This window comes from Streptomyces xylophagus (genome assembly GCF_000716435.1).
GTDB lineage: Bacteria > Actinomycetota > Actinomycetes > Streptomycetales > Streptomycetaceae > Streptomyces > Streptomyces xylophagus.
In genome coordinates this window covers 466,083-484,980 of sequence record NZ_JNWO01000001.1, presented here as the reverse complement: position 1 = coordinate 484,980, position 18,898 = coordinate 466,083, and the positions used below count along the sequence as shown (strand labels likewise).

Genomic DNA, 18,898 nt, shown 5'->3' with positions numbered 1-18,898 from the left:
CGGGCTCACGGCGAGCGCCGGACAGTCCGGTGCGCGGTGGCGAAGGCCCGCAGGCCACGCTCCAGCGCCGCGCGGTCGTCCGGTTCCATGGCGCGTACGACCTCTGTCAGCGTCCGGGACCTGAGTGCGGCCACCTCCGCCAGCACATCCCGTCCGTGGGCGGTGAGGCTCAGTCGTATTTCCCGGCGGTTGTGCGGTGCCGCGTCCCTGAGCAGCAGCCCGGCCGCCTCCAGCCGGTCGCAGAGGCGGCTCACCGTGGGCAGACCGGCGTCGAGCCGGTCGGCCAGCAGGGTCAGATTCGCGCCCGGTGCGGCCTCCAGGGCGTGCAGCGCGCGCAGTTGATGCGGAGAGAGCCGTACCGACGCCTCGGCCGCCGCCAGGGTCCACAGGTCGGCCAGGCCGTCCACGGCGTCGGCGATCCGGCCTGCGGCGGTGTGCGTGCCGTCCGCCCGCGCCGGTTCCTGGTCCGCCTCACCGTGCGCTGCCACGAGTTCGACACCTCACGGAAGTCGGCAGTGTGGTGATTCGCCGCTCATGGGGTTGCTCTACCCGAGATTCCGGCACCCAAGCGGCCGACCTACGCGAGGAGGCACGCCCGCTCAGTCTCGGTTGGGGTACAGCACCGCGGAGACCCGCTGGTGCAGGTCGTGCTGGGGTCGTCCGGGTGCGGTGGGCGCGGCCTCGCGTACGGACTGGGCCAGCGCGCGGAGTTTGATGTTGGCGTACTGGGAGTGCCGACGCAGGACGCGCATCGCGATGTCCGCGTCGATGCCGTAGAGGGCCATGAGCACGCCGCGCGCGAGATCGATGTCCTCTTGCGAGGCGCGGGCCCGGTCGATGTCGGAGTCGGCGGTACGCCGCGGGAAAGCAGGTCGCCCTGCCGTGCTCCAGGGCACTGTCGAGCCGGGCCTGGTCCTCGTGGTGGACGTGCCCACGCAGCAGCTTGGCGGTGGGTGTGACGGCGTCGGGTTCGTGTCCGAGCAGCCGGAACATCTCGTCCGACCACCACCAGGTGGCCCCCTCAGCCTGAACGGTGGGGCAGACGGACGACCTGCACGAAGAAGTCGTCGATCTGCCGGACCGCGGCGATGAACTGGTCGAGGTCGACCGGCTTGGTGACGTAGGCGTTGGCGTGCAGTTTGTAGCTGCGGAGGATGTCCTCCTCGGCCGACGAGGTGGTCAGGACGACGACGGGGATGTGTGACAAGTCCTCGTCGGACTTGATCTTCTCCAGGACCTGGCGGCCGTCGTACTTCGGGAGATTGAGGTCGAGGAGGATGAGGTCGAGGAGGATGAGGTCGGGTCGCGGGGCATCGGTGTGGTCGCCGCGCTTGTAGAGGAAGTCGAGCGCCTCCTCGCCGTCCCGGACGACGTGGAGGGTGTTGCCGATCTTGTTGTCCTCGAAGGCTTCCCGCGTCATCAGTTCGTCGCCCGGGTCGTCCTCGACGAGGAGGACGTCGATCGGGGTCGCGTCAGGGAGGTTCATGTCAGCGCCTTCTCGTCTGTGGGGGTGTCGGTGCCGCCGGCAGCTTCAGTCGCTTCTACGGCTTCCTCGGCGACCGGGAGCGTGAAGCAGAAGCGGGTGCCCTCGGCGACGCCGGTGTCGATCCAGATCCGGCCGCCGTGGTGTTCGACGATCTTCTTGCAGAGGGCGAGGCCGATGCCGGTGCCGCCGTAGGCATCGCGGCTGTGCAGTCGTTGGAAGATGACGAAGACCTTGTCGGTGAACTCCTCGGGGATGCCGATCCCGTTGTCGGTGACGCACAGGCGCCACATCTCGGGGTTCTCCGGGTCGGGGTCGCAGGTGACGGTCACGTGCGGGGCGCGGTCCGGGTGGCGGAACTTCAGGGCGTTGCCCACGAGGTTCTGCCAGAGCATCGTCAGCAGTGTCGGGTCGCCGACGATCTCTGGCATGGTCCCGGGCCGGTCGATGCGGGCGTCCGACTCCTCGACGGCCGCCGCGAGGTTCCGCAGCGCCTTGTCCAGCGCCGGGCCGAGGCCGACCGGCTCCCGGGTGTCGTCGAGGCGTCCGACGCGGGAGAAGGTGAGCAGGTCGTTGATGAGGACCTGCATGCGTTTGGCGCCGTCGACTGCGAAGTCGATGTACTGCAGCCCGCGGTCGTCGAGTTGATCGCCGTACCGTTTCTCCAGCAGCTGGCAGAACGAGGCGACCTTGCGCAGCGGCTCCTGGAGGTCGTGCGAGGCGACATAGGCGAACTGCTCCAACTCGGCGTTGGACCGGCGCAGTTCGACCGCCTGGGCGTCCAGCTCGGCGGCCTGTCGGCTGAGCACCTCCTCCTGGTCGCGGGAGGCGTCGAGTTCGGCCACGATCCGTCTGCGCATGCCCTCGACGGCTCCGGCCACGGCGGTGAGGTCGGCCGGGCCGTCCCCGGTGATGTGGTGCGCGAAGTCGCCCGCCGCGACCTGTTCCGACGCCTTGCTCAGCGACTCCAGGGGCCGGGTCACGAGCAGTCGTACGAGTACGGCGAGGGCGAGGCCGGTGAGCAGGAAGGCGGCGACCATGCCGCTCAGGACGGTGTTGCGTACCGTCCGCTGGTGGGCGAGGTGAGCCCGGCCCTCCTTGACGGCTTTCGCGAGGTCGGCGTTCTGCTTCGCCCAGAGGACGCGCAGGTGGTCGAACTCGTGCTTGCCGCTGTCCACGGTGGCCTGGTCGACGGCGTGCGGCCGGCCGGGGGTGACGGCGGCGGCGAGGGGTTCGGCGTAGTCCTGTCGCCAGGCGGCGGCCCCGCGCTCCACCGCCCGCAGATCGGCGAGCAGGTCGGGCCGGTCGTGGAGTTGTGCGCGCAGGCGGGCGGCCGAGTGGGCCTCGTCCTTCTTGCCGCTGGTGTAGGGGGCGAGGAACTGCTTGTCGGCGGCGATCGCGTAGCCGCGGATGCCGGTCTCCTGGTTGACCAGGGCGGCCTGCAGTCGGTACGCCTCGGTCTGGGAGGGCTGGACCCGGAGCAGCAGATCGTCGGTGACCCGGGCCGTCTGGCTCAGCAGGTTCGCGCCGACCGCGGAGCCGATCACCACCAGCAGCACCATGAGCGACAGCGCCAGGAAGAACCATCCCTGCACCGTCAGTCGGCGCCCGATCCCCGTTCCGCCCGCCATGTCCCTCACCGTTCGTCTCGTCCCGACATCCTCTCGTCCCACCTGCTCGATTCCGGCGCGGTGAATCACGTCCGGGGCAGCTGCCGCTTCATGTCCAGCCCAGGTGCATCACGGCCACGTCGTCGGCCAGGCCGCCGCGTGTCTCGGCCAGGCTCTCGGCGCAGGCGATCAGTTCGTCGACGAACGGCTCCGGTGCCAGTGCGGCCCGCTCGCGTGCGAGCCGTAGCAGCCCGTCCTCGCCGAGGCGCTCCGAGCCTCGCCCGACGTGCCCCTCGAACAGGCCGTCGGTGAACAGGACCACGGCGGCGCCCGTCGGTACGGACAGTTCGGCGACCGGCCAGTCCCCGTGGCCGGGGACGACGCCCAGGGCCGGGCCGCCGGGTACCTCCACCCACTCCACGCCACCGCCGGCCCGGATCAGCAGTCCGTGGTGGCCGGCCCGCACGACGCGGGCCGTGCGTTCGCCGGGGGCGGCGGTGAGGCTGACGAAGGTGGCGAAGACCTCGCTCCGGATGCGCTCGGCGACCAGGAGTTCCTCAAGGCGTGCCGCCTGTTCGGCGCCCGTGACACCGCTGAGTACCAGCGTGCGCCAGGCGATCCGCAGGGCGACGCCGAGGGCTGCTTCGTCGGGCCCGTGCCCGGACACATCACCGACCACCGCGTGGACCGTGCCGTCGACGCTCTGCACGATGTCGTAGAAGTCGCCGCCGAGCAGCGCCTGGGCGCGTCCGGGGCGGTAGCGGGCCACCGCTTCCACGCCCTCGCCGCGCAGCAGGGGTCGGGGCAGCAGGCCCCGTTCCAGGCGGGCGTTCTCCTGGGCCTGCATGCGGCCGGCCTGGAGTGCGACCGCGGCGCGCTCGGCCTGCTTGCGCTGGATCGCGTAGCGCACGGCCCGTCCGAAGAGGCCCGGTTCGACCCGGCCCTTGACCAGGTAGTCCTGCGCGCCGGCGGCGACGGCGGCCAGTCCGGTCTCCTCCTCGGCGAGGCCGGTGAGGACCACGACAGCGGCCCGCTCGGCGCCCGCGCGTACCCGGGAGAGCGCCTCGAGACCCTGGGCGTCCGGCAGGTGCAGGTCGAGCAGGACACAGTCCGGCACGTCGGCCGCGAGCACCTCGGCGGCCTCGGCCATCGACCGCACCCACTGCAGACGTATCTTCAGCGCGCTGTCGGCAACCAGTTCCTCCACCAGCAGGGCGTCACCGGCGTCGTCCTCGACCAGCAGGACGGCGGGCTGCCAGGCCACCCATGTCTCCGGGCCGGCCCCTTCACCGCCCATCGACAGCAGGTCGTCGGCCCGCGGCTGTGGCACCACCATGGCCCTGCCCTCCCCACCGCACGCTCTCCCGCGACTATAGTTGCCGTCAGACAACAGTCGAGAGCATACCGGTACGCCGGGACGTCCCGTACGCACTCCGCACGACCGTGCGCGGAACCGCCCAACGCACCCTGTATTCAACGTTGTTGAGGGTACGACGGGCAGCCGGGAGTCGGTGAGGAATCCCCTCCCCCATCGCTCCGGCGCGCTAGGCGGCGTCGGTCAGCACGCGTTCGCGCACGGCGGCGCAGGAGTTGCTGATCAGCCGGGAGACGTGCATCTGGGAGACGCCGAGTCGCTCGGCTATGCAGCTCTGGGTCATGCCCCGGAAGAAGCGCAGATAGAGGATGGTGCGCTCGCACTCGGGGAGCGTCCTCAGGGCAGGCTTCACCGCCTCGCGGTCGACGACCAGGTCGAATCCGGCGTCCCACTCCCCCAGGACCCCGGCGAGCGTCATACCGGTATCCTCACCGGGTGTCTCGGCGTCCAGCGAGAGCGCGGTGAAACTGTCCAGCGCCTCCAGACCGGCGCGTACGTCCTCCTCGCTCAGCCGCGCGTACTCGGCGATCTCGGCGATGTTGGGACGCCGGTCCGAACCCGTTCCGGCCAGGTCCCGCAGGGCGACGCGCACCCGGTTGCGGAGTTCCTGGACGCGCCGCGGGACGTGCAGGGCCCACATGTGGTCGCGGAAGTGGCGTTTGATCTCGCCGGTGACGGTCGGGACGGCGTAGCTCTCGAAGGCGTGGCCGCGGTCGGGGTCGTAGCCGTCGCCGGCCTTGACCAGGCCGAGTGCCGCGACCTGGCGCAAGTCCTCGTAGGGCTCGCCCTTTCCCCGGAAGCGGCCGGCGATACGTTCCGACATCGGGAGCCAGGCGCGGACGAGTTCGTCGCGCAGGGCGTCCCGTTCGGGTCCGGCGGGCAGGTGGGAGAGGCGCGCGAAAGCGGCGGCCGTGCGGGGAGCGTCGTCGTGCGGACCTCCTCGCGGGCCCGCCCCATTAGGGTGACGCCGTGCGATTGAAAGTGGTGTTACTCGTCCTGTTCCTGATTCCGCTGCTGTGGGGGCTGGTGTCACTGCTGAGAGCCGGATCGGCCTACGGGGCCTACTGCCCTGGGCTCCTTCTGGGCGAGGACGGGGAGTCTCATCCCGATCCCATGAGGCGTGGCGACAGGTGCGAGCTCTCTTACGACACTGGCACAGGCCGCTCGATCGGCACGAGCACGTACGAGCAAGTGACGTTCGGCCGAGAGCTGAAACGGCGGAGCCTCTACCAGCAGGGAACGTTGTTCACCCTGTATGGAACGGTGGGGATGGGCATCGTCGTGGTTACTACCCGGAGGCGCAGGCTCGCGGGATAGTTGGGCGTTTATGCCTAGTGGCAACCGCCCGAACGTGCTTGAGCTTGTTGATGGCCCGCTCGACAGTGTTGCGTTTCGCCCTCGGCCACACACAGCTGTTCAAGGCCGGCGTGCTGCACAGCGGCCGCTGGAACAGGTGCAACTCCCACACCGGCTGCCAGTACTACCAAGTGCCCTGGAAGCCCTGAGGCCACGTCGGCCGAGCGCCGTCACCGGGCCAACGAGTCGTCCTGCCCGGCGAGTTGTCCCAGTTCTCCGGCACACAGCGCGCCGAAGGCGGCAGACAGCCTCGTCTCGACCCCGCGCGGCGGTCACCTGCCCGTCGGAGTCGAGGACCGTATTGACCTCCCAGCACGTGGACCGGTCAGGCACCCGGGTCCGCGCGACCGTCGGCCACGCATAGGGGAGCCGGTTCGCGGCGGCCCGGCCTGTCGCGAGAGCGAACCGGCCGACGCGATCCTGCTGCCCGGGACCGCGTCGGTGGTCGCTACGTACGCCCCGGGGAGTGACCGCCGACGGCCCGTCATGACGCCTCGACGCTCACCCCCTGCCGCTCCTTCAGCCAGGCCACGCTCTCCGCCACCAGGTCGAAGATGTCGGCCCCTTCGGCGATCCCGTCCGCCTCGATGATGTGCACCCGGATCGTGTCCAGGCCGGCGTCGAGGGCGTCGGCCAGGGCCACCGAGCCCTGCCCGGCGGCGACTTGGGGTTCGCCGCGTACCGCCGGGCCGTCCTTGACGTGGACGAGCTCGACGCGTTCGCCGAGCCGGGCGACCACGTCGGCGGGGACCTGACCGGCGGCCTGTGCCCAGTAGAGGTCGACCTCGGCGACGATCGACGGGTCGAGGGCGTCCCACAGCACGTCGTAGCCGTAGCGGCCGTCGTCGAGCGGGGTCCACTCCCAGTAGTGGTTGTGGTAGCCGACCCGCAGGCCGTGCACCGCCGCGGCCTTGGCCAGGGCGTTGAACCGGTCGGCGTACCGGCGCACTCCGTCGGCCGAGACCAGGGCGTCGCGGGTGAATCCGGGGAGTGCCTCGGGCGTGGAGGCGATGGCGATGGGCACGCCCGCCTCGGCCATCTCCTCGAAGAACCAGCCGGGGTCCTCCGCGTCGGGCAGCCGGGCGTGGGTGGAGGAGACGGTGAGACCGGCGGCGTCGATGTCGGCCTTCAGAGAGCGTGCCTCGGCCAGGCGCGCGGCGCGGGTCAGTTCGTTGCGGCCGAGGCGGAAGGGCTCCACCGAGGTCACCCCGAGGTCGGCGATCCTGGCGAGCGTGGCGGGACGGTCCTCCAGGACGTTCATCAACGTGTACAGCTGCAAGCCGATAGCCGGCATGCCAAGGTCCGATCTGTCGGGGCCAGTTGGTCACTTCACGGCACCGGCGGTGAAGCCGGTGATGAGGAAGCGTTGGAGCAACAGGAATCCGGCGACCACCGGGAGGGACACGACCAGGGAGGCGGCCATGACCTGGTTCCAGTAGACGTTGGCCTCGGTGGAGTAGGCCTGCAGGCCCACGGCGAGGGTGCGGGTCTGTTCGGTGGTGAGGACCGAGGCGAAGAGCACTTCGCCCCAGGCGGTCATGAAGGCGTAGATGCACACGGCGACGATTCCGGGTGTCGCGGCGGGCACGATGATCTGCAGCAGGGTGCGCAGCGGGCCGGCGCCGTCCACCTTCGCCGCCTCGTCGAGGTCGCGCGGCACCGTGTCGAAGTAGCCGACCAGCATCCACACGGCGAACGGGAGCGAGAAGGTGAGGTAGGTGACGATGAGTCCGGTGCGGGTGCCCACGAGGTCGGTGCCGAGGTTCTGGTCGGCGTAGACGAACAGCAGGTACAGCGGCAGCAGGAAGAGGATGCCGGGGAACATCTGGGTGGCGAGCACCGCCCCCTTGAAGCTCGCGCTGCCGGGGAACGTCCAGCGGCTCAGCGCGTACGAGGCGAAGATCGCCACCAGCACCGACAGCACCGTGGCGGACACGGCCACGATCAGCGAGGTGACGAAGTACTGGGCGAGCGGCACCGTGTGCCAGATGTCGATGAAGGACTGGAACGTCGGCGACGACGGGAACCAGGTGAACTCGCCCTGCACGTCGGGGAGTGTCTTCAGCGACGAGGCCAGCATGACGTACAGCGGGGCCAGGACGAACACCGACAGCAGGGTCAGCGTGACGTACCGGAAGGCCCGGTAGCCCGGGGTGTCATGATTCATGGCCGGTCCTCCGGGTGAGAGCGAGATAGCAGGCGCTGACCAGGGTCAGGAACAGCAGGAGCAGCACGCTCATGGCCGAGCCGAGGCCGAAGTTCCAGGTGGCGAACGAGCTTTGGTAGATGTGCACGGAGATCAGGTCCCCGGCCGGCGGCGCCGAGCCGCCGAACAGGATGTACGGGGTGCTGAAGTCGTTGAAGGTGTGCAGGAACATCACGAGAACCAGCACCTTGTTGACCGACGAGAGCAGCGGCAGCGTGATCATCTGCAACTGCCGCCACGGGCCCGCTCCGTCGATGCTCGACGCCTCGTAGACCTCGCCCGGTATCGCCTGCATACCGGCCATCAGGATCAGGAAGGCGAAGGGCCACATCCGCCAGATCGCGACGACACACTCGGCCCAGAAGGCGTTGTGGCCGATCAGCCAGAACGGGTTGGAGTCGATCAACCCGAGCTGGCCGAGCAGGTGGTTGAGCATGCCGTTGTCGCGCTGGAAGATGAAACGCCAGGTGATGACCGCCGTGTACGCGGGCAGTGCATAGGGCACGAGGAACAGCGTCCTCAGCAACCCCCGGCCGCGGAAGGCGCGTTGCAGCGCGAGCGCCGCCGCCATCCCCACGATCCAGGCCCCGGACAGGACCACGGCCGTGAAGCCGAGGGTGACGAAGAAGGACTGGGCCAGTGCCTTGCCCGTGGGGCCGTCGAAGTCCAGGACGATCCTGAAGTTCCCGAGGCCGGTGAACGGCGCGTCCCACCAGTGGCTGATCTGGTACTGCGTCACGCGCAGGCCGCTCATCGCCACACCGAGCACGATGGGCACGAAGTGGATCAGCACTTCCAGGGCCAGGGCGGGGAGCAGGAAGGCGTACGGGATCCAGCGGCGGCCGCGCCCCCGGAAGCGCCTGCCTCGCGCGGACTGTTTCGGTGTGTCCGGGGTACCGGGGCTCTCGCGGGTCCCGGAAGGACTGATGACTGCCATCGTCCTGCTCCTAGCTGCCGGCTTCGAGCTTCTGGTCGGCCGCGGTCATCTCGCTCTTGATCTTGGCCTTGCCCGGCTGCTTTCCGGTCGCGGTCTGCGCGGCGAAGGAGCTCATCGCCTGGCCGACCAGGGTCTCGAACTGGGATTCCTCGGCGATCTGCGGCAGCGGTACGGCCCGGGAGTCGAGCGTCTCGCGGGCCACGGCCAGCGTCGGGGTGTCGAACGCCGGGTCCTTGGCGTCGGTGACCGAGGGCAGCGTGCCGTAGGTCTTGTTGAGGTACACCTGTTCCTTGGCGCTGGTCAGGAACTTCACGAACTGGGTGGAGCCGTCGAGGTTCCCGGTGTTCTTGAAGACGGCCACGTTGATGCCGCCGACGAACGAGCCGATGTCCGTGCCGCCCGCGACCGCCGGGTCCTGGGCAGGCACCGGGACGACGCCGTAGTCAGCCGTCGTCAGCTTGTACTGGCCCAGGGTCTTGCCGGTCGACGACTGGGCGAGGATCATTCCGGCCTTGCCGGAGGCGAAGTTCTGCAGGAGGGCGACCTTGTCGGTCATCTCGGCGTCGGACGGGTTGACGATGCCGTCCTTGCCGATCCAGGACAGCCACTGGTCGATCCCGTCGACCATGCCCGTGTCGTCGAACTTCGGGGTGTGGCCGTCGAAGACCTTGGCGCCGTGCTGGGTACCGAGGATGAACGCCCAGTGCGCGGCGAAGGAGGACGAGGCGCCCTGCAGACCGAGGCCCCACTGGTCGGTCTTGCCGTCGTTGTTGGTGTCCTTGGTGAGTTTGTGGGCGTCGGCGACGAACTCGCTCCAGGTCTTCGGCGGCGAGCTGATGCCCGCGGCCTTGAACAGCTTCTTGTTGTAGAAGAGTTCGTACGAACTGGTGTAGAGCGGCAGGCTCGCCGGGTCCTTGCCGGTGGCGCCCGTGGACTTCAACGCCGCGGGCAGGAAGCGGGATTCGCCGCCGACCTTGGCCAGCAGTTCCTTGTCCCAGGCGACGAAGGCTCCGGTCGCCTGGAGTGACGCGGACCAGGTGTTGCCGATGTTCAGTACGTCGGGGCCCTTGCCGCTGGTCGTCGCCGCGAGGATGCGGTTCAGCAGGTCGGCGGAGGGGATGACCTCCAACTTGACCTTGACGCCGGTCTGTTGGGTGAACTTGTCGATCTCCGGCTGGAGGATCTTCTTGTCCGCGTCGAGGCTGGTGCTCTGGTTGGTCGCCCAGTAGGTGATGGTCTTGTCACCGGAGGCGGAGCTCGAGCCGCCGCCGCACGCTGTGACACCGGCGCCTGCCAGCATCGCCGCAGCCGCGAGCGCGACTGCACGGGTTCTGCGCTGCATGGGATTTTCCTCTCAGGACGTGCTAGATCGATTCAGGACGTGCGAGATCGATTCGGGTGGTGCACGGGTTCGGTGCCGGCGTGCGGGGCCGGAGGGGGGTCAGGCGGAGACGGACTGCGGGAGGGCCGCGGGCGCGGGCCGCTCGGTCCGGCTGGTGATGGCCCGGGCGCCTGCGGCGAACGTCGACTGCTCGATGGCTTCCAGCACTTCGAGCACGTGCAGCGCGAACTCGCCCGGGACGCGCAGCGGTTGACCGCGCAGGGACTCGACGAGGTCGTTCACGCCGTGGCCGCGGAAGGGGCCGGCTTCCGGGGCGCGGGTGGGCGCGATGACCGGGGGGAGTTCCGACCAGTCCGCGTCCGTTCGGCGCTTGATGAGGACCGGGGCGTCATGGCGGTTCGGGTCGGGGATGTTCAGGGTGCCCTCGGTGCCGTAGACCTCGATGTGGGGCAGGGTCATGTCCCAGATGTCGAAGCTGTAGAGGGTGGAGACGATCGCGCCGGAGGTCGTGCGGAGGATGGCGGCGACGGTCGTGGGGACGGTGACCTCGACCTCGTCGACGACGCGGTCCGGGGTGGTCACGGTGATCCGGGGGCTCGGGATCGTGCTGGTGCCGACGACTTCGGCGACGGGTCCGAGCAGGTTGGCCAGGGCGGCCACGTGGTAGGGGCCCCAGTCGAGGGTCGGGCCGCCGCCGGGCTGGAAGAAGAAGCCGGGGTTGGGGTGTTTGGCCTCGACCTTGGACGAGCGGACGAAGGACGTGGCGGCGAAGGGCGTGCCGATCAGGCCGCCGTCGATGGCGGCGCGTGCCGTCTGGCCTGCCGTGCCGAGGAACGTGTCGGGGGCGCCGGCCAGGACGCGCCCGGCTGCCTTTGCCTGGGCCAGGTTCTCGCGGGCCAGGGCGACCGTCGCGGCGAGCGGCTTCTCGCTGTAGACGTGCTTGCCCGCGGCGAGCGCGTCCCGTGTCACCTCCCAATGGGCCACAGGGGGCGTGATGTTGACGACGACGTCGACGTCCGGGTCCGCGTAGAGCTCGGCGGGTGTGCCGTACGCGGGGATGCCGTGGAGCTCGGCCTTGGCACGGGCCCTGCTGACGTCGATGTCGGCGATCCTGATGACGGGCAGGTCGCCGTACCAGGCAAGGCCCCGGGCGTAGGCGTCGAAGACCATGCCGGCGCCGACGACGCCGATGCGTGCACGAGGGGTTGATCGGTTCACCGTGTCTCCCAGGTCGCGGTCGAGCGGAGCGAGTCCGCCGGTGGATGAGACCGGACGTGCGAGACACGACGGAAGGTAGTGGCGACCGTGAGAGGCGGTAAAGGCCGCCGGTCCGCTGGGCGGACCATCCGGCTCAAGGGGTGTCGCGCGGCCCCAGGAAGCGCCCGATCCCGGCCGGCGAGAGCAGGTGCTCGATGCCCAGCACCATCGCACCGACCATCGCCGCGTCCCGCCCCAACTCGCTGCGGGTGATGGACAGTTCGCGGGTGGCGAGCGGCAGGGCCTGCCGGTACACGACGCCCCGTACCGCGGAGAGCAGGTCGTCGCTGGCCTCGACGATCTCGCCGCCGACCACGACGTGCCGTGGGTTCAGCATGTGGATGCACAGGGCGATCACCTCGCCCAGCGTGACCCCGGCCGCGCGCCGCGTGCAGCGCGTCCGGCAGGCCGGCGCGCAGCCGTGTCACGAAGTCCCGCATCGCGGCACCGTCCTCCGCCACGTCGAGGGGCGGTTCGCCGGTCGCCACCAGGCGCCGTGCGAGCGCCGCGGTGGACGCCACCGCCTCGACACAGCCTGCCTTTCCGCACCGGCACACCACCTCCTCGGCGCCGGGGACCCGGATGTGCCCGATGTCTCCGGCCGCGCCGTCGGCACCCCGGTGCAGCGTCCCGTCGGCGAGCACGAATCCGGCTCCGATGCCGGCTCCGACGGTCACGAACAGCACGGGCAACTGCTCGGGCGGCACCGTCCGTGCCTCGCCGAGCGCCATGAGGTTGACGTCGTTGTCCACCAGGACGGGGCAGCCGAGTTCGCCCCCGAGCCGGTCGGCCACCGGGAAGCCGTCCCAGCCCGGCATGATCGGCGGACGGACGGCCATGCCGCGCGCCACGTCCACCGGACCCGGCAGTCCGACGACCAGGACACGGGGCCGGTCCGCCGGGACCTTCGCCTGTTCGAGCAGGTCGGCGAACTGGTCCACCAGGAGGTTCACGGTGCGCTCCGGGCCCTCGGCGAGCGGCCAGGGGAAGGTCGTGTCGGCGAGCACCCGCTGGGTCAGGTCGGTCACCAGGCAGCGCGTCGAGAAGGTGGTGAGGTCGGCGATGAGCACGACGCCCGCGTCCCCCGCGAGGCTGAGCCGCAGTGCCGGCCGGCCTCTCCCTCCGCCGCCGGCGTCCTCCCCGTGCAACAGACCCGCGTCCACCAGGTCCTGTACGTGCGTGTGGATCGAGGACCGTGAGAGCCCGGTCAGCCGGGACAGGTCGAGGCGGTGGGACGCCTCGCCCGCCGCGATCAGCCGGGCGATCTGACTGCGCACCGCGTCGGGATGACGGCGCGAACCGCTGCCCGGTGCGCCCAGTCGTGCTGCCACGTTCGCTCCCCCTGGAAAGGCCGACGACACCAACGGACGATTAATATTCCAGAAACGACAATATTCAAAGGGCTTTCCTGGCAGAAGTATGCCTCTTACTGTTGGTCGCGGATGAGACCGGAACAGCGAGCTCCCGTACGGCACATGCCGAAAGGATCTTGCATGGCTGCCCCGACTGGGCACACCACACGCGTCACCGAAACCCCTGTACGACACCCCCGCATCCCACGCCCACGGGTCGCCGTCCTCGGCGCGGGCATGATCGCGGGCGTCCACGTCCGCAGCGCACGCGCGGCCGGCGCCGACGTGGTCGGCGTCCTGGCCTCCTCACCCGAGCGGAGCCGGGCGGTCGCACACGACTGGCAGCTCGACGTCGGCTATCCCGACATGGACGCCGTCCTGAGCGACGACCGCGTCGACGTGGTCCACATCTGCACGCCCAACCACCTCCACGTCGCCCAGGCCCGTGCCGCGCTGCTCGCGGGCAAGCACGTCATCTGCGAGAAGCCGATCGCCACGTCGGCGGCCGACGCCCGGTCGCTCGCCGACACCGCCGCGGCCTCGGGCCTGATCGCCACCGTGCCGTTCGTCTACCGCTACCACCCCATGGTCCGCGAGCTGCGGGCCCGGGTCGCGGCCGGCGACTTCGGCCCCTGGCAACTGCTGCACGGTTCGTATCTCCAGGACTGGCTGCTCCCGCCGGAGAGCACCAGTTGGCGGGTGGACCCGGTGGCCGGCGGCCCGTCGAGAGCCTTCGCTGACATCGGCTCGCACTGGTTCGATCTGGTGGAGTGGGTGGCCGGCGTCAGGATCGCCGAGGTGCTGGCCGAGACCGCCACGACGGTGGCCGAACGGCTCGACGCCGGGGGCCCCACCTTCTCCGGTGCGCCGTTCGCCGGCTCGGTACGGGTCCCGGTCACCACGGAGGACGCGGTCGGGGTGCTCGGCCGGACGACGGACGGGGTCCTGGTGTCCGCGACCGTCTCGCAGGTCTCGGCCGGCCGGAAGAACCGGCTGTGGTTCGAACTCGACGGCGCGGACGCCAGCGCCGTCTTCGACCAGGAACTGCCCGAGTCCCTGTGGCTCGGCTACGGAAACCGAAGCGAGACCCTGGTCCGCGATCCGACGTCCAACGCCCGTGAGGCGGCCCGCCTCTCGCTCGTACCCGCCGGGCACGCGCAGGGCTATCTGGAGTGTTTCGAGAACTTCGTCAAGGACACCTACGCGGCCCTGCGCGGCGAGGCACCGGAGGGCCTGCCCACGGTGCTCGATGGTCTACGGTCCGCGCACCTCGTGGACGCGGTTCTTGCCTCGGCGGACCGGCGCGCGTGGACCAACGTCCGTGGCTGACCTGGGCGTTCGGCTCTCGTCGCCCGCTGACCGGCGCACGTGGGCCACGCTCCCCCGCCGGCCGGCCGATGTGCCCCTCTCCCCGCTGACCCCCGTCCCTCCCACCGAAGGAGCCGCGCCATGAAGCTCGGATTCCTGACCGCCTGCCTCCCCTCCCTGTCGCTCGACAAGATCGCCGACTGGGCGGCGGCCGAGGGCTACCAGACCCTCGAAGTCGCGGTGTGGCCGAACACCGGTGGCCGCGACTTCGAGGCCTCCCATCTCCCTGTGGCGACCTTCTCGGAGGCCGACGAGGACGCGACCCGCGAACTGCTGCGCCGCACCGGGCTGGAGATCAGCTCCCTCGCCTACTACGAGAACAACCTGCACCCCGACCCCGCGACCCGTGAGGCGATCAGAACCCATCTCCGACATGTGATCGACGTGGCGGCACGGCTGGGCGTGGAGTCGGTCGGCACGTTCATCGGACGCGACCCGGGGCTCTCCGTCGTGGAGAACCTGCGCGAGGGCGAGAAGATCCTGCCCGAGCTGGTCGCCTACGCGGCGGATCGCGGCGTCAAGATCGTGATCGAGAACTGTGTGATGGAGGGCTGGCATCCCGACGGCTATCCGGGCAACCTCGCCTACTCCCCCGAGCTGTGGGAGTGGATGTTCGGGCTCGGTTTCTACCTCAACTGGGATCCCTCGCACCTCACTTGGATCGGCGTCGACCCCCTCACGACGATCGAGCCGTACATCGACCGGATCGTCCACACCCAGGCCAAGGACGTGGAACTCTTCCCCGGAAAGCGCGACCGTTTCGGCTTCTTCGGGACCGTGCACAAGGGCGACAACCCCTGGGAGATGGGCTGGTGGCGCTACCGGGTACCCGGCCTGGGCGAGGTGGACTGGCGCCGCGTCGTCGACCGCTTCCACGAACTCGGCTACACCGGCACCGTCTCCGTGGAACACGAGGACCCCGTCTGGTCCGGCACCGAGGACAAGGTGAAGCAGGGCCTGCGCATCGCCCACCGGACACTGCGACCCCTCATCGGTGAGCAGGCAGCCGTGGATCAGCTGCCCTTCCGGCACATGGTGATCGAGCCGCACCCGCGCGAGTAGCCGTTCCCGGTGGGCGAGTTCAGGTCGGTGCTGTAGTTCCAGTCGGCGCTGCGGTCGGTGGCCGGGTCGTACGTGACGCCGGTCTGGGCGTGGTGCCACGTTGAGCACGACGATGCGCGACGACCCTTCGCGCAGCGCACGGGCGGTCCCGTGCGGGACGTAGCCCAGGTCCCGAGCCGCTGGCCGTCAGCGACGGTTGACATGTGTCAGCGTAGTCAAGGGTGCCGGACCGCTGTGAGGGGCCGCCCGCGTGGTCGTGACACGCAGGCTGGTCCGGCGTATCTCCAGGACCTCGCGGTACGGCAGCACCGTCCAGCGGTCGTCGGGTTGGGGGATGCCGCTGGAGGCTACGACCACCCGGTCCTCGTCGACGCGATAGCGCAGCCGGAAGAAGTCGGGGCCGCGCCGCCTGCTCACCTCGGACTCCGGGTCCTCGTCGGCGTACGCGTACAGGGCGTCCTCGGTGAGCAGCAGGCAGTTGAGGCTGGCGTAGGCGGCGGCCCGCTCCCGGACGTCCGCCGCGGCCCGGGCGAGTGCGTCGGCGGGACCCGTCTCCCGCAGCAGGGTCAACACGCGCAGGAAGTACCGCTCGGAGTCGGTGCTCCCGGCCGCCCCGGCCAGCAGTTCCGGCGCGATCAGTTCGTCGAGTGCGTCGTACGGCGTGAAGTACCCGTTGTGCGCGAAGGCCACGGTGCCGACCGCGAACGGGTGGGTGTTGCCGGGGACGACCGGCAGCCCCGGGCTCGCCAGCCGCAGGTGCAGCAGCGCGGCGTCGGTGGCCCCGTCGGCGAGGGCCCGTCCCCAGGACTCGGCCGCGGCGGCCGGCTCGAGCCCCTTGACGACCAAGGGGCCGCTCCCGTTCCCCTGCCCGGCGGCGATGCCCCAGCCGTCACGGTGCTCAAGGCTCAGCTCGGTGAACGGCCCGACCAGACCGTCCAGTGCGGTGTCGAGCGGCAGGGGGGCGCGGGTGACCACGCCGAGCAGGCGGCACATGCCGGTTCGCTCCTTCTCTTGCGTTGCTTACGGTTCTTCTCGCACGCCGGTGTCAGGCGCGACGGGCTTCCAGCCACGAAGCGGCCCCGGACAGCGCGGCGTTGACGGCGATGAAGCAGGCCGCCGCGACAAGGTAGGTGGACAGTACGGCGTGGTAGTACTCGCCCAACACCTTTGCCTGGTGGAGCAGTTCGAGGTAGCTGACCACATAACCCAGCGTCGAGTCCTTGAGCAGCCGGACCAACTGGCTGACCAGGGCCGGACTTACCGCCCGCAGCGCCTGCGGGACGATCACGCACGACATGGTCTGACGGTGTGTCATGCCGAGGCTGTACGCGGCCTCCGTCTGTCCGCGCGGCAGGCTCAGCACCCCGGCCCGGAAGATCTCCGCGACGACGGCCGCGTTGCCCAGCACGATGGGGATCACCAGCTGCCAGAAGACGGGGAACGTCAGACCGACGCCGGGCAGCCCGAACAGGAACACGTACAGCAGAAGCAGCAGCGGAACGGACCGGAACAGCTCTACGTACGTCCGGGCGAGCGCGCGCGTCGGCCGGTTGCGCGCCAGCCGGCCGAGCGCCACAACCCCGCCCAGCGGGAAGGCGAGCGCGGCGGCGACCGCGGTGACCAGCAGGGTCTGACCCAGCCCGGACAGCAGGAAGCGGATGATGGGCCACTCGCCGAACATCCGCCACTGGTCGGCGTCGAACTGTCCGTGCGCGGCGAACTGCCGTACGGCGAAGGCGAGTAGCGCCGCGAACACGGCGAGGGAGACGGCCGTCGCGAGCCTGATGCGACGCCGGGCTCGCGGTCCGGGCGGATCGAAGAGGAGATGGATGTCGTCGCGTCGCGTTTTCGTGACCGGCTTCATCGGACCACCGCCACCTTCCGTTCGACGCGCCCGGCGACGAGGCCGGACGTGAGGGTGAGGGCGACGTAGACGACGGTGGTGAGGGCGAAGCTGGTCAGCGGCTGGTCGTAACGGAGTGTCAGGAACTCGGCCTGGCCGGTGAGTTCGGCGACTCCGACCGCCGCCGCCAGTGAGGTGCTCAGGGCGCAGCCGATGAAGATGCTGCCCAGCGGCTGCACCATCGGGCGCACCGCCTGCGGCAGGATCACATGGCGCAGACACTGCCCGAAGCCGAGCCCGAGCGCCCGGGCGGCCTCGGCCTGGCCGCGTGGCACGGCACGTACCCCGGAGCGTACGACCTCGCACACGAACGCGGCCCAGTACAGGGCCATCGCGGTGCTCACGGTGGCGAACAGCGGGTACAGCAGCCCGAGATCGGGCAGTCCGAACACGAAGAGCACGAGCAGGACGAGGAGCGGGATGTTGCGGAAGACGGTGACGTACCCGGCGCCGAACGCCCGCAGTGGTGCCACCGGGCAGATCCGCAGTACGGCGACCACGAGGCCGACCGCGACCGCGCCCGTGAAGGCGAGCGCGGTCATGGCGAGCGTCAGCAGCAGCCCTCGCCCCAACTGCCCGGCGATGGCGTCGACATGGGTGAACATGGGGTCGGTCAGCTGCCCTCGACCGAGCCGATCACCGGCGGCTTCGGCGCGGTACCGGTCACGGCGGTACCCAGCGTCGCCTTCCACAGCTTCGCCCACGCGCCACTGGCCTCGATCTTCTTCAGCCAGGCGTCGACGAACTTCTTCATCTCCGGGTCGGCCTTCGGCGTCCCGATGCCGTAGGGGTCGGTCGTGAAGGGCTGTCCGACCACCTTGACCGACGGGTCGCGGTACTGCGTGCCGACGAGGATCGCCTGGTCGATCACGTAGGCGTCGACCCGGCCCTGCTTGACGGCCTGCACGCACTGGCTGTTGCCGTCGAAGAGCATCACCTTCGCCTTCGGGGCGAAGTCCTTGATGTCGTTGGCCGCCGTCGAACCGCTCTGCGTGCACACGGATTTGCCGTTGAGGTCGTCCACCGACGTGATGTCGGTGTTGCCCTTCTTGACGAGGATCGCGTCGCCGGAGGAGTAGTAGGGCCCGGCGAAGTCCACCTTCTTGGCCCGCTCCGGAGTGATCGAGTACGTGGCGAACACCGTGTCGACGGTGCCGTTGCGCAGCAGTTGCTCACGGGTGGCCACGCTGACCTGGACCAGCTTGATGGCGGTCTTCCCGGTGATGTACTTCGCGAGCATCGCGGCCAACCCCGCGTCGAATCCGGTGAGTTTGCCGGTGACAGGGTCCTTGAGCGAAAAGAGCGCGGCGGTGTCGGTACCGCCGACGACGAGCGCCCCGCGCTTCTTGATCTTCGCCATGAGGCTGCCGGCCGGGATCTGACCGGCGGACGCGACCGGGGCGGCGGCGAGGATCTCGTCGTAGGTCTTCGAGGCGTCCGCGGCGGCGGAACCGGACGAACCGGAGGCGGACGGCAAGGCCGTGGACCCGCCGCAGGCGGTGAGGGTCAGGGCGAGCGCGGCCGTGGCGGAGGCGGCACCGAGGGCACGGCGGGGCCGGGACAGTCTCATCGGGCGGAATCCCTTTCGTCATTGCGCGAATACGGGGGGGGCGGCGAATACGACGTGCAGCGAATACGAGGTGAGGC

General features: G+C 70.0%; 20 protein-coding genes. 4 read left to right on the top strand and 16 right to left on the bottom strand.

What is annotated here, in order from left to right; all coding sequences use genetic code 11:
• Positions 1 to 5 precede the first annotated feature (5 nt).
• The 6 genes from OO70_RS02180 to OO70_RS02155 all read right to left on the bottom strand — a co-directional run bounded on the left by OO70_RS02180 (position 6) and on the right by OO70_RS02155 (position 5,444).
• Positions 6 to 488 (bottom strand): MarR family winged helix-turn-helix transcriptional regulator, encoded by a 483-nt coding sequence (locus tag OO70_RS02180; RefSeq protein ID WP_043662900.1) that lies wholly within the window; start codon positions 486 to 488, stop codon positions 6 to 8.
• A gap of 111 nt (positions 489 to 599) precedes the next feature.
• On the bottom strand, positions 600 to 935 hold the full coding sequence (locus OO70_RS02175; protein ID WP_158711397.1) for an ANTAR domain-containing protein: 336 nt from the start codon (positions 933 to 935) through the stop codon (positions 600 to 602).
• A gap of 86 nt (positions 936 to 1,021) precedes the next feature.
• On the bottom strand, positions 1,022 to 1,486 hold the full coding sequence (locus tag OO70_RS02170; RefSeq protein WP_043662897.1) for a response regulator: 465 nt from the start codon (positions 1,484 to 1,486) through the stop codon (positions 1,022 to 1,024).
• Positions 1,483 to 3,114: a sensor histidine kinase gene (locus OO70_RS02165; protein WP_106971594.1), complete on the bottom strand. Its 1,632-nt coding sequence runs from the start codon at positions 3,112 to 3,114 to the stop codon at positions 1,483 to 1,485. Before OO70_RS02165 ends, OO70_RS02170 begins: the two co-directional genes overlap by 4 nt.
• Positions 3,115 to 3,202: 88 nt before the next feature.
• Entirely contained in the window at positions 3,203 to 4,429 is a 1,227-nt protein-coding gene (locus tag OO70_RS02160; protein WP_043662895.1) for a PP2C family protein-serine/threonine phosphatase, read from the bottom strand.
• 208 nt (positions 4,430 to 4,637) lie between these two features.
• The gene (locus OO70_RS02155) at positions 4,638 to 5,444 is read right to left on the bottom strand and encodes a SigB/SigF/SigG family RNA polymerase sigma factor (protein WP_043663585.1); all 807 of its coding nucleotides are present in this window, start codon (positions 5,442 to 5,444) and stop codon (positions 4,638 to 4,640) included.
• Here OO70_RS02155 and OO70_RS02150 point away from each other — a divergent pair.
• Both OO70_RS02150 and OO70_RS54395 read left to right on the top strand, forming a co-directional pair.
• Entirely contained in the window at positions 5,438 to 5,785 is a 348-nt protein-coding gene (locus OO70_RS02150) for a hypothetical protein (protein ID WP_234336666.1), read from the top strand. The two genes, OO70_RS02155 and OO70_RS02150, sit on opposite strands and share 7 nt — an antisense overlap.
• 50 nt (positions 5,786 to 5,835) lie before the next feature.
• Entirely contained in the window at positions 5,836 to 5,973 is a 138-nt protein-coding gene (locus OO70_RS54395) for a hypothetical protein (protein ID WP_158711396.1), read from the top strand.
• 335 nt (positions 5,974 to 6,308) lie between these two features.
• Here OO70_RS54395 and OO70_RS02145 read toward each other — a convergent pair whose 3' ends face one another.
• From OO70_RS02145 to OO70_RS57200, 6 genes are all read right to left on the bottom strand, one after another.
• The gene (locus tag OO70_RS02145) at positions 6,309 to 7,118 is read right to left on the bottom strand and encodes a sugar phosphate isomerase/epimerase family protein (RefSeq protein WP_043662893.1); all 810 of its coding nucleotides are present in this window, start codon (positions 7,116 to 7,118) and stop codon (positions 6,309 to 6,311) included.
• A gap of 30 nt (positions 7,119 to 7,148) precedes the next feature.
• On the bottom strand, positions 7,149 to 7,991 hold the full coding sequence (locus OO70_RS02140; protein WP_043662891.1) for a carbohydrate ABC transporter permease: 843 nt from the start codon (positions 7,989 to 7,991) through the stop codon (positions 7,149 to 7,151).
• Positions 7,981 to 8,967 carry a carbohydrate ABC transporter permease gene (locus OO70_RS02135; RefSeq protein ID WP_043662889.1) on the bottom strand — a complete coding sequence of 329 codons (987 nt, stop codon included), beginning with the start codon at positions 8,965 to 8,967 and terminating at the stop codon, positions 7,981 to 7,983. Before OO70_RS02135 ends, OO70_RS02140 begins: the two co-directional genes overlap by 11 nt.
• Positions 8,968 to 8,977: 10 nt before the next feature.
• Positions 8,978 to 10,309, bottom strand: coding sequence for an ABC transporter substrate-binding protein (locus tag OO70_RS02130; RefSeq protein WP_043662886.1), 1,332 nt, complete (start codon positions 10,307 to 10,309; stop codon positions 8,978 to 8,980).
• Positions 10,310 to 10,408: 99 nt separating this feature from the next.
• Complete coding sequence (locus tag OO70_RS02125; protein WP_043662884.1) at positions 10,409 to 11,527, bottom strand: Gfo/Idh/MocA family protein; 1,119 nt, start codon at positions 11,525 to 11,527, stop codon at positions 10,409 to 10,411.
• Entirely contained in the window at positions 11,524 to 12,897 is a 1,374-nt protein-coding gene (locus OO70_RS57200; protein ID WP_158711395.1) for an ROK family transcriptional regulator, read from the bottom strand. The genes OO70_RS02125 and OO70_RS57200 overlap by 4 nt, the downstream gene beginning before the upstream one ends.
• Positions 12,898 to 13,059: 162 nt before the next feature.
• On the opposite strand from OO70_RS57200, the gene OO70_RS02115 reads away from it, so the two are divergent.
• Both OO70_RS02115 and OO70_RS02110 read left to right on the top strand, forming a co-directional pair.
• Positions 13,060 to 14,247 (top strand): Gfo/Idh/MocA family protein, encoded by a 1,188-nt coding sequence (locus tag OO70_RS02115; RefSeq protein ID WP_199827226.1) that lies wholly within the window; start codon positions 13,060 to 13,062, stop codon positions 14,245 to 14,247.
• A gap of 120 nt (positions 14,248 to 14,367) precedes the next feature.
• A complete protein-coding gene (locus tag OO70_RS02110) occupies positions 14,368 to 15,348 on the top strand; it encodes a sugar phosphate isomerase/epimerase family protein (RefSeq protein WP_051740480.1) in 981 nt (326 codons plus the stop codon).
• Between the two features lie 186 nt (positions 15,349 to 15,534).
• On the opposite strand, the gene OO70_RS02105 is transcribed toward OO70_RS02110, so the two are convergent.
• From OO70_RS02105 to OO70_RS02090, 4 genes are read right to left on the bottom strand one after another with little or no spacing between them, the layout of a single operon-like run.
• Entirely contained in the window at positions 15,535 to 16,341 is an 807-nt protein-coding gene (locus tag OO70_RS02105; RefSeq protein ID WP_043662882.1) for a class II glutamine amidotransferase, read from the bottom strand.
• 52 nt (positions 16,342 to 16,393) lie between these two features.
• On the bottom strand, positions 16,394 to 17,212 hold the full coding sequence (locus OO70_RS02100) for an amino acid ABC transporter permease (RefSeq protein WP_043662881.1): 819 nt from the start codon (positions 17,210 to 17,212) through the stop codon (positions 16,394 to 16,396).
• Entirely contained in the window at positions 17,209 to 17,856 is a 648-nt protein-coding gene (locus tag OO70_RS02095) for an amino acid ABC transporter permease (protein ID WP_043662879.1), read from the bottom strand. The genes OO70_RS02100 and OO70_RS02095 overlap by 4 nt, the downstream gene beginning before the upstream one ends.
• Before the next feature lie 8 nt (positions 17,857 to 17,864).
• Positions 17,865 to 18,821, bottom strand: a complete 957-nt coding sequence (locus OO70_RS02090; RefSeq protein WP_043662877.1) for a glutamate ABC transporter substrate-binding protein — start codon at positions 18,819 to 18,821, stop codon at positions 17,865 to 17,867.
• Positions 18,822 to 18,898 lie beyond the last annotated feature (77 nt).

What these genes read in the sequence shown, in the direction of transcription:
- OO70_RS02170 (WP_043662897.1), bottom strand. Translation starts at nt 1,486, where the DNA reads ATGAACCTCCCTGACGCGACCCCGATCGACGTCCTCCTCGTCGAGGAC.
- OO70_RS02165 (WP_106971594.1), bottom strand. Translation starts at nt 3,114, where the DNA reads ATGGCGGGCGGAACGGGGATCGGGCGCCGACTGACGGTGCAGGGATGG.
- OO70_RS02160 (WP_043662895.1), bottom strand. Translation starts at nt 4,429, where the DNA reads ATGGTGGTGCCACAGCCGCGGGCCGACGACCTGCTGTCGATGGGCGGT.
- OO70_RS54395 (WP_158711396.1), top strand. Translation starts at nt 5,836, where the DNA reads ATGGCCCGCTCGACAGTGTTGCGTTTCGCCCTCGGCCACACACAGCTG.
- OO70_RS02145 (WP_043662893.1), bottom strand. Translation starts at nt 7,118, where the DNA reads ATGCCGGCTATCGGCTTGCAGCTGTACACGTTGATGAACGTCCTGGAG.
- OO70_RS02140 (WP_043662891.1), bottom strand. Translation starts at nt 7,991, where the DNA reads ATGAATCATGACACCCCGGGCTACCGGGCCTTCCGGTACGTCACGCTG.
- OO70_RS02135 (WP_043662889.1), bottom strand. Translation starts at nt 8,967, where the DNA reads ATGGCAGTCATCAGTCCTTCCGGGACCCGCGAGAGCCCCGGTACCCCG.
- OO70_RS02130 (WP_043662886.1), bottom strand. Translation starts at nt 10,309, where the DNA reads ATGCAGCGCAGAACCCGTGCAGTCGCGCTCGCGGCTGCGGCGATGCTG.
- OO70_RS02115 (WP_199827226.1), top strand. Translation starts at nt 13,060, where the DNA reads ATGGCTGCCCCGACTGGGCACACCACACGCGTCACCGAAACCCCTGTA.
- OO70_RS02110 (WP_051740480.1), top strand. Translation starts at nt 14,368, where the DNA reads ATGAAGCTCGGATTCCTGACCGCCTGCCTCCCCTCCCTGTCGCTCGAC.
- OO70_RS02105 (WP_043662882.1), bottom strand. Translation starts at nt 16,341, where the DNA reads ATGTGCCGCCTGCTCGGCGTGGTCACCCGCGCCCCCCTGCCGCTCGAC.
- OO70_RS02100 (WP_043662881.1), bottom strand. Translation starts at nt 17,212, where the DNA reads ATGAAGCCGGTCACGAAAACGCGACGCGACGACATCCATCTCCTCTTC.
- OO70_RS02095 (WP_043662879.1), bottom strand. Translation starts at nt 17,856, where the DNA reads ATGTTCACCCATGTCGACGCCATCGCCGGGCAGTTGGGGCGAGGGCTG.
- OO70_RS02090 (WP_043662877.1), bottom strand. Translation starts at nt 18,821, where the DNA reads ATGAGACTGTCCCGGCCCCGCCGTGCCCTCGGTGCCGCCTCCGCCACG.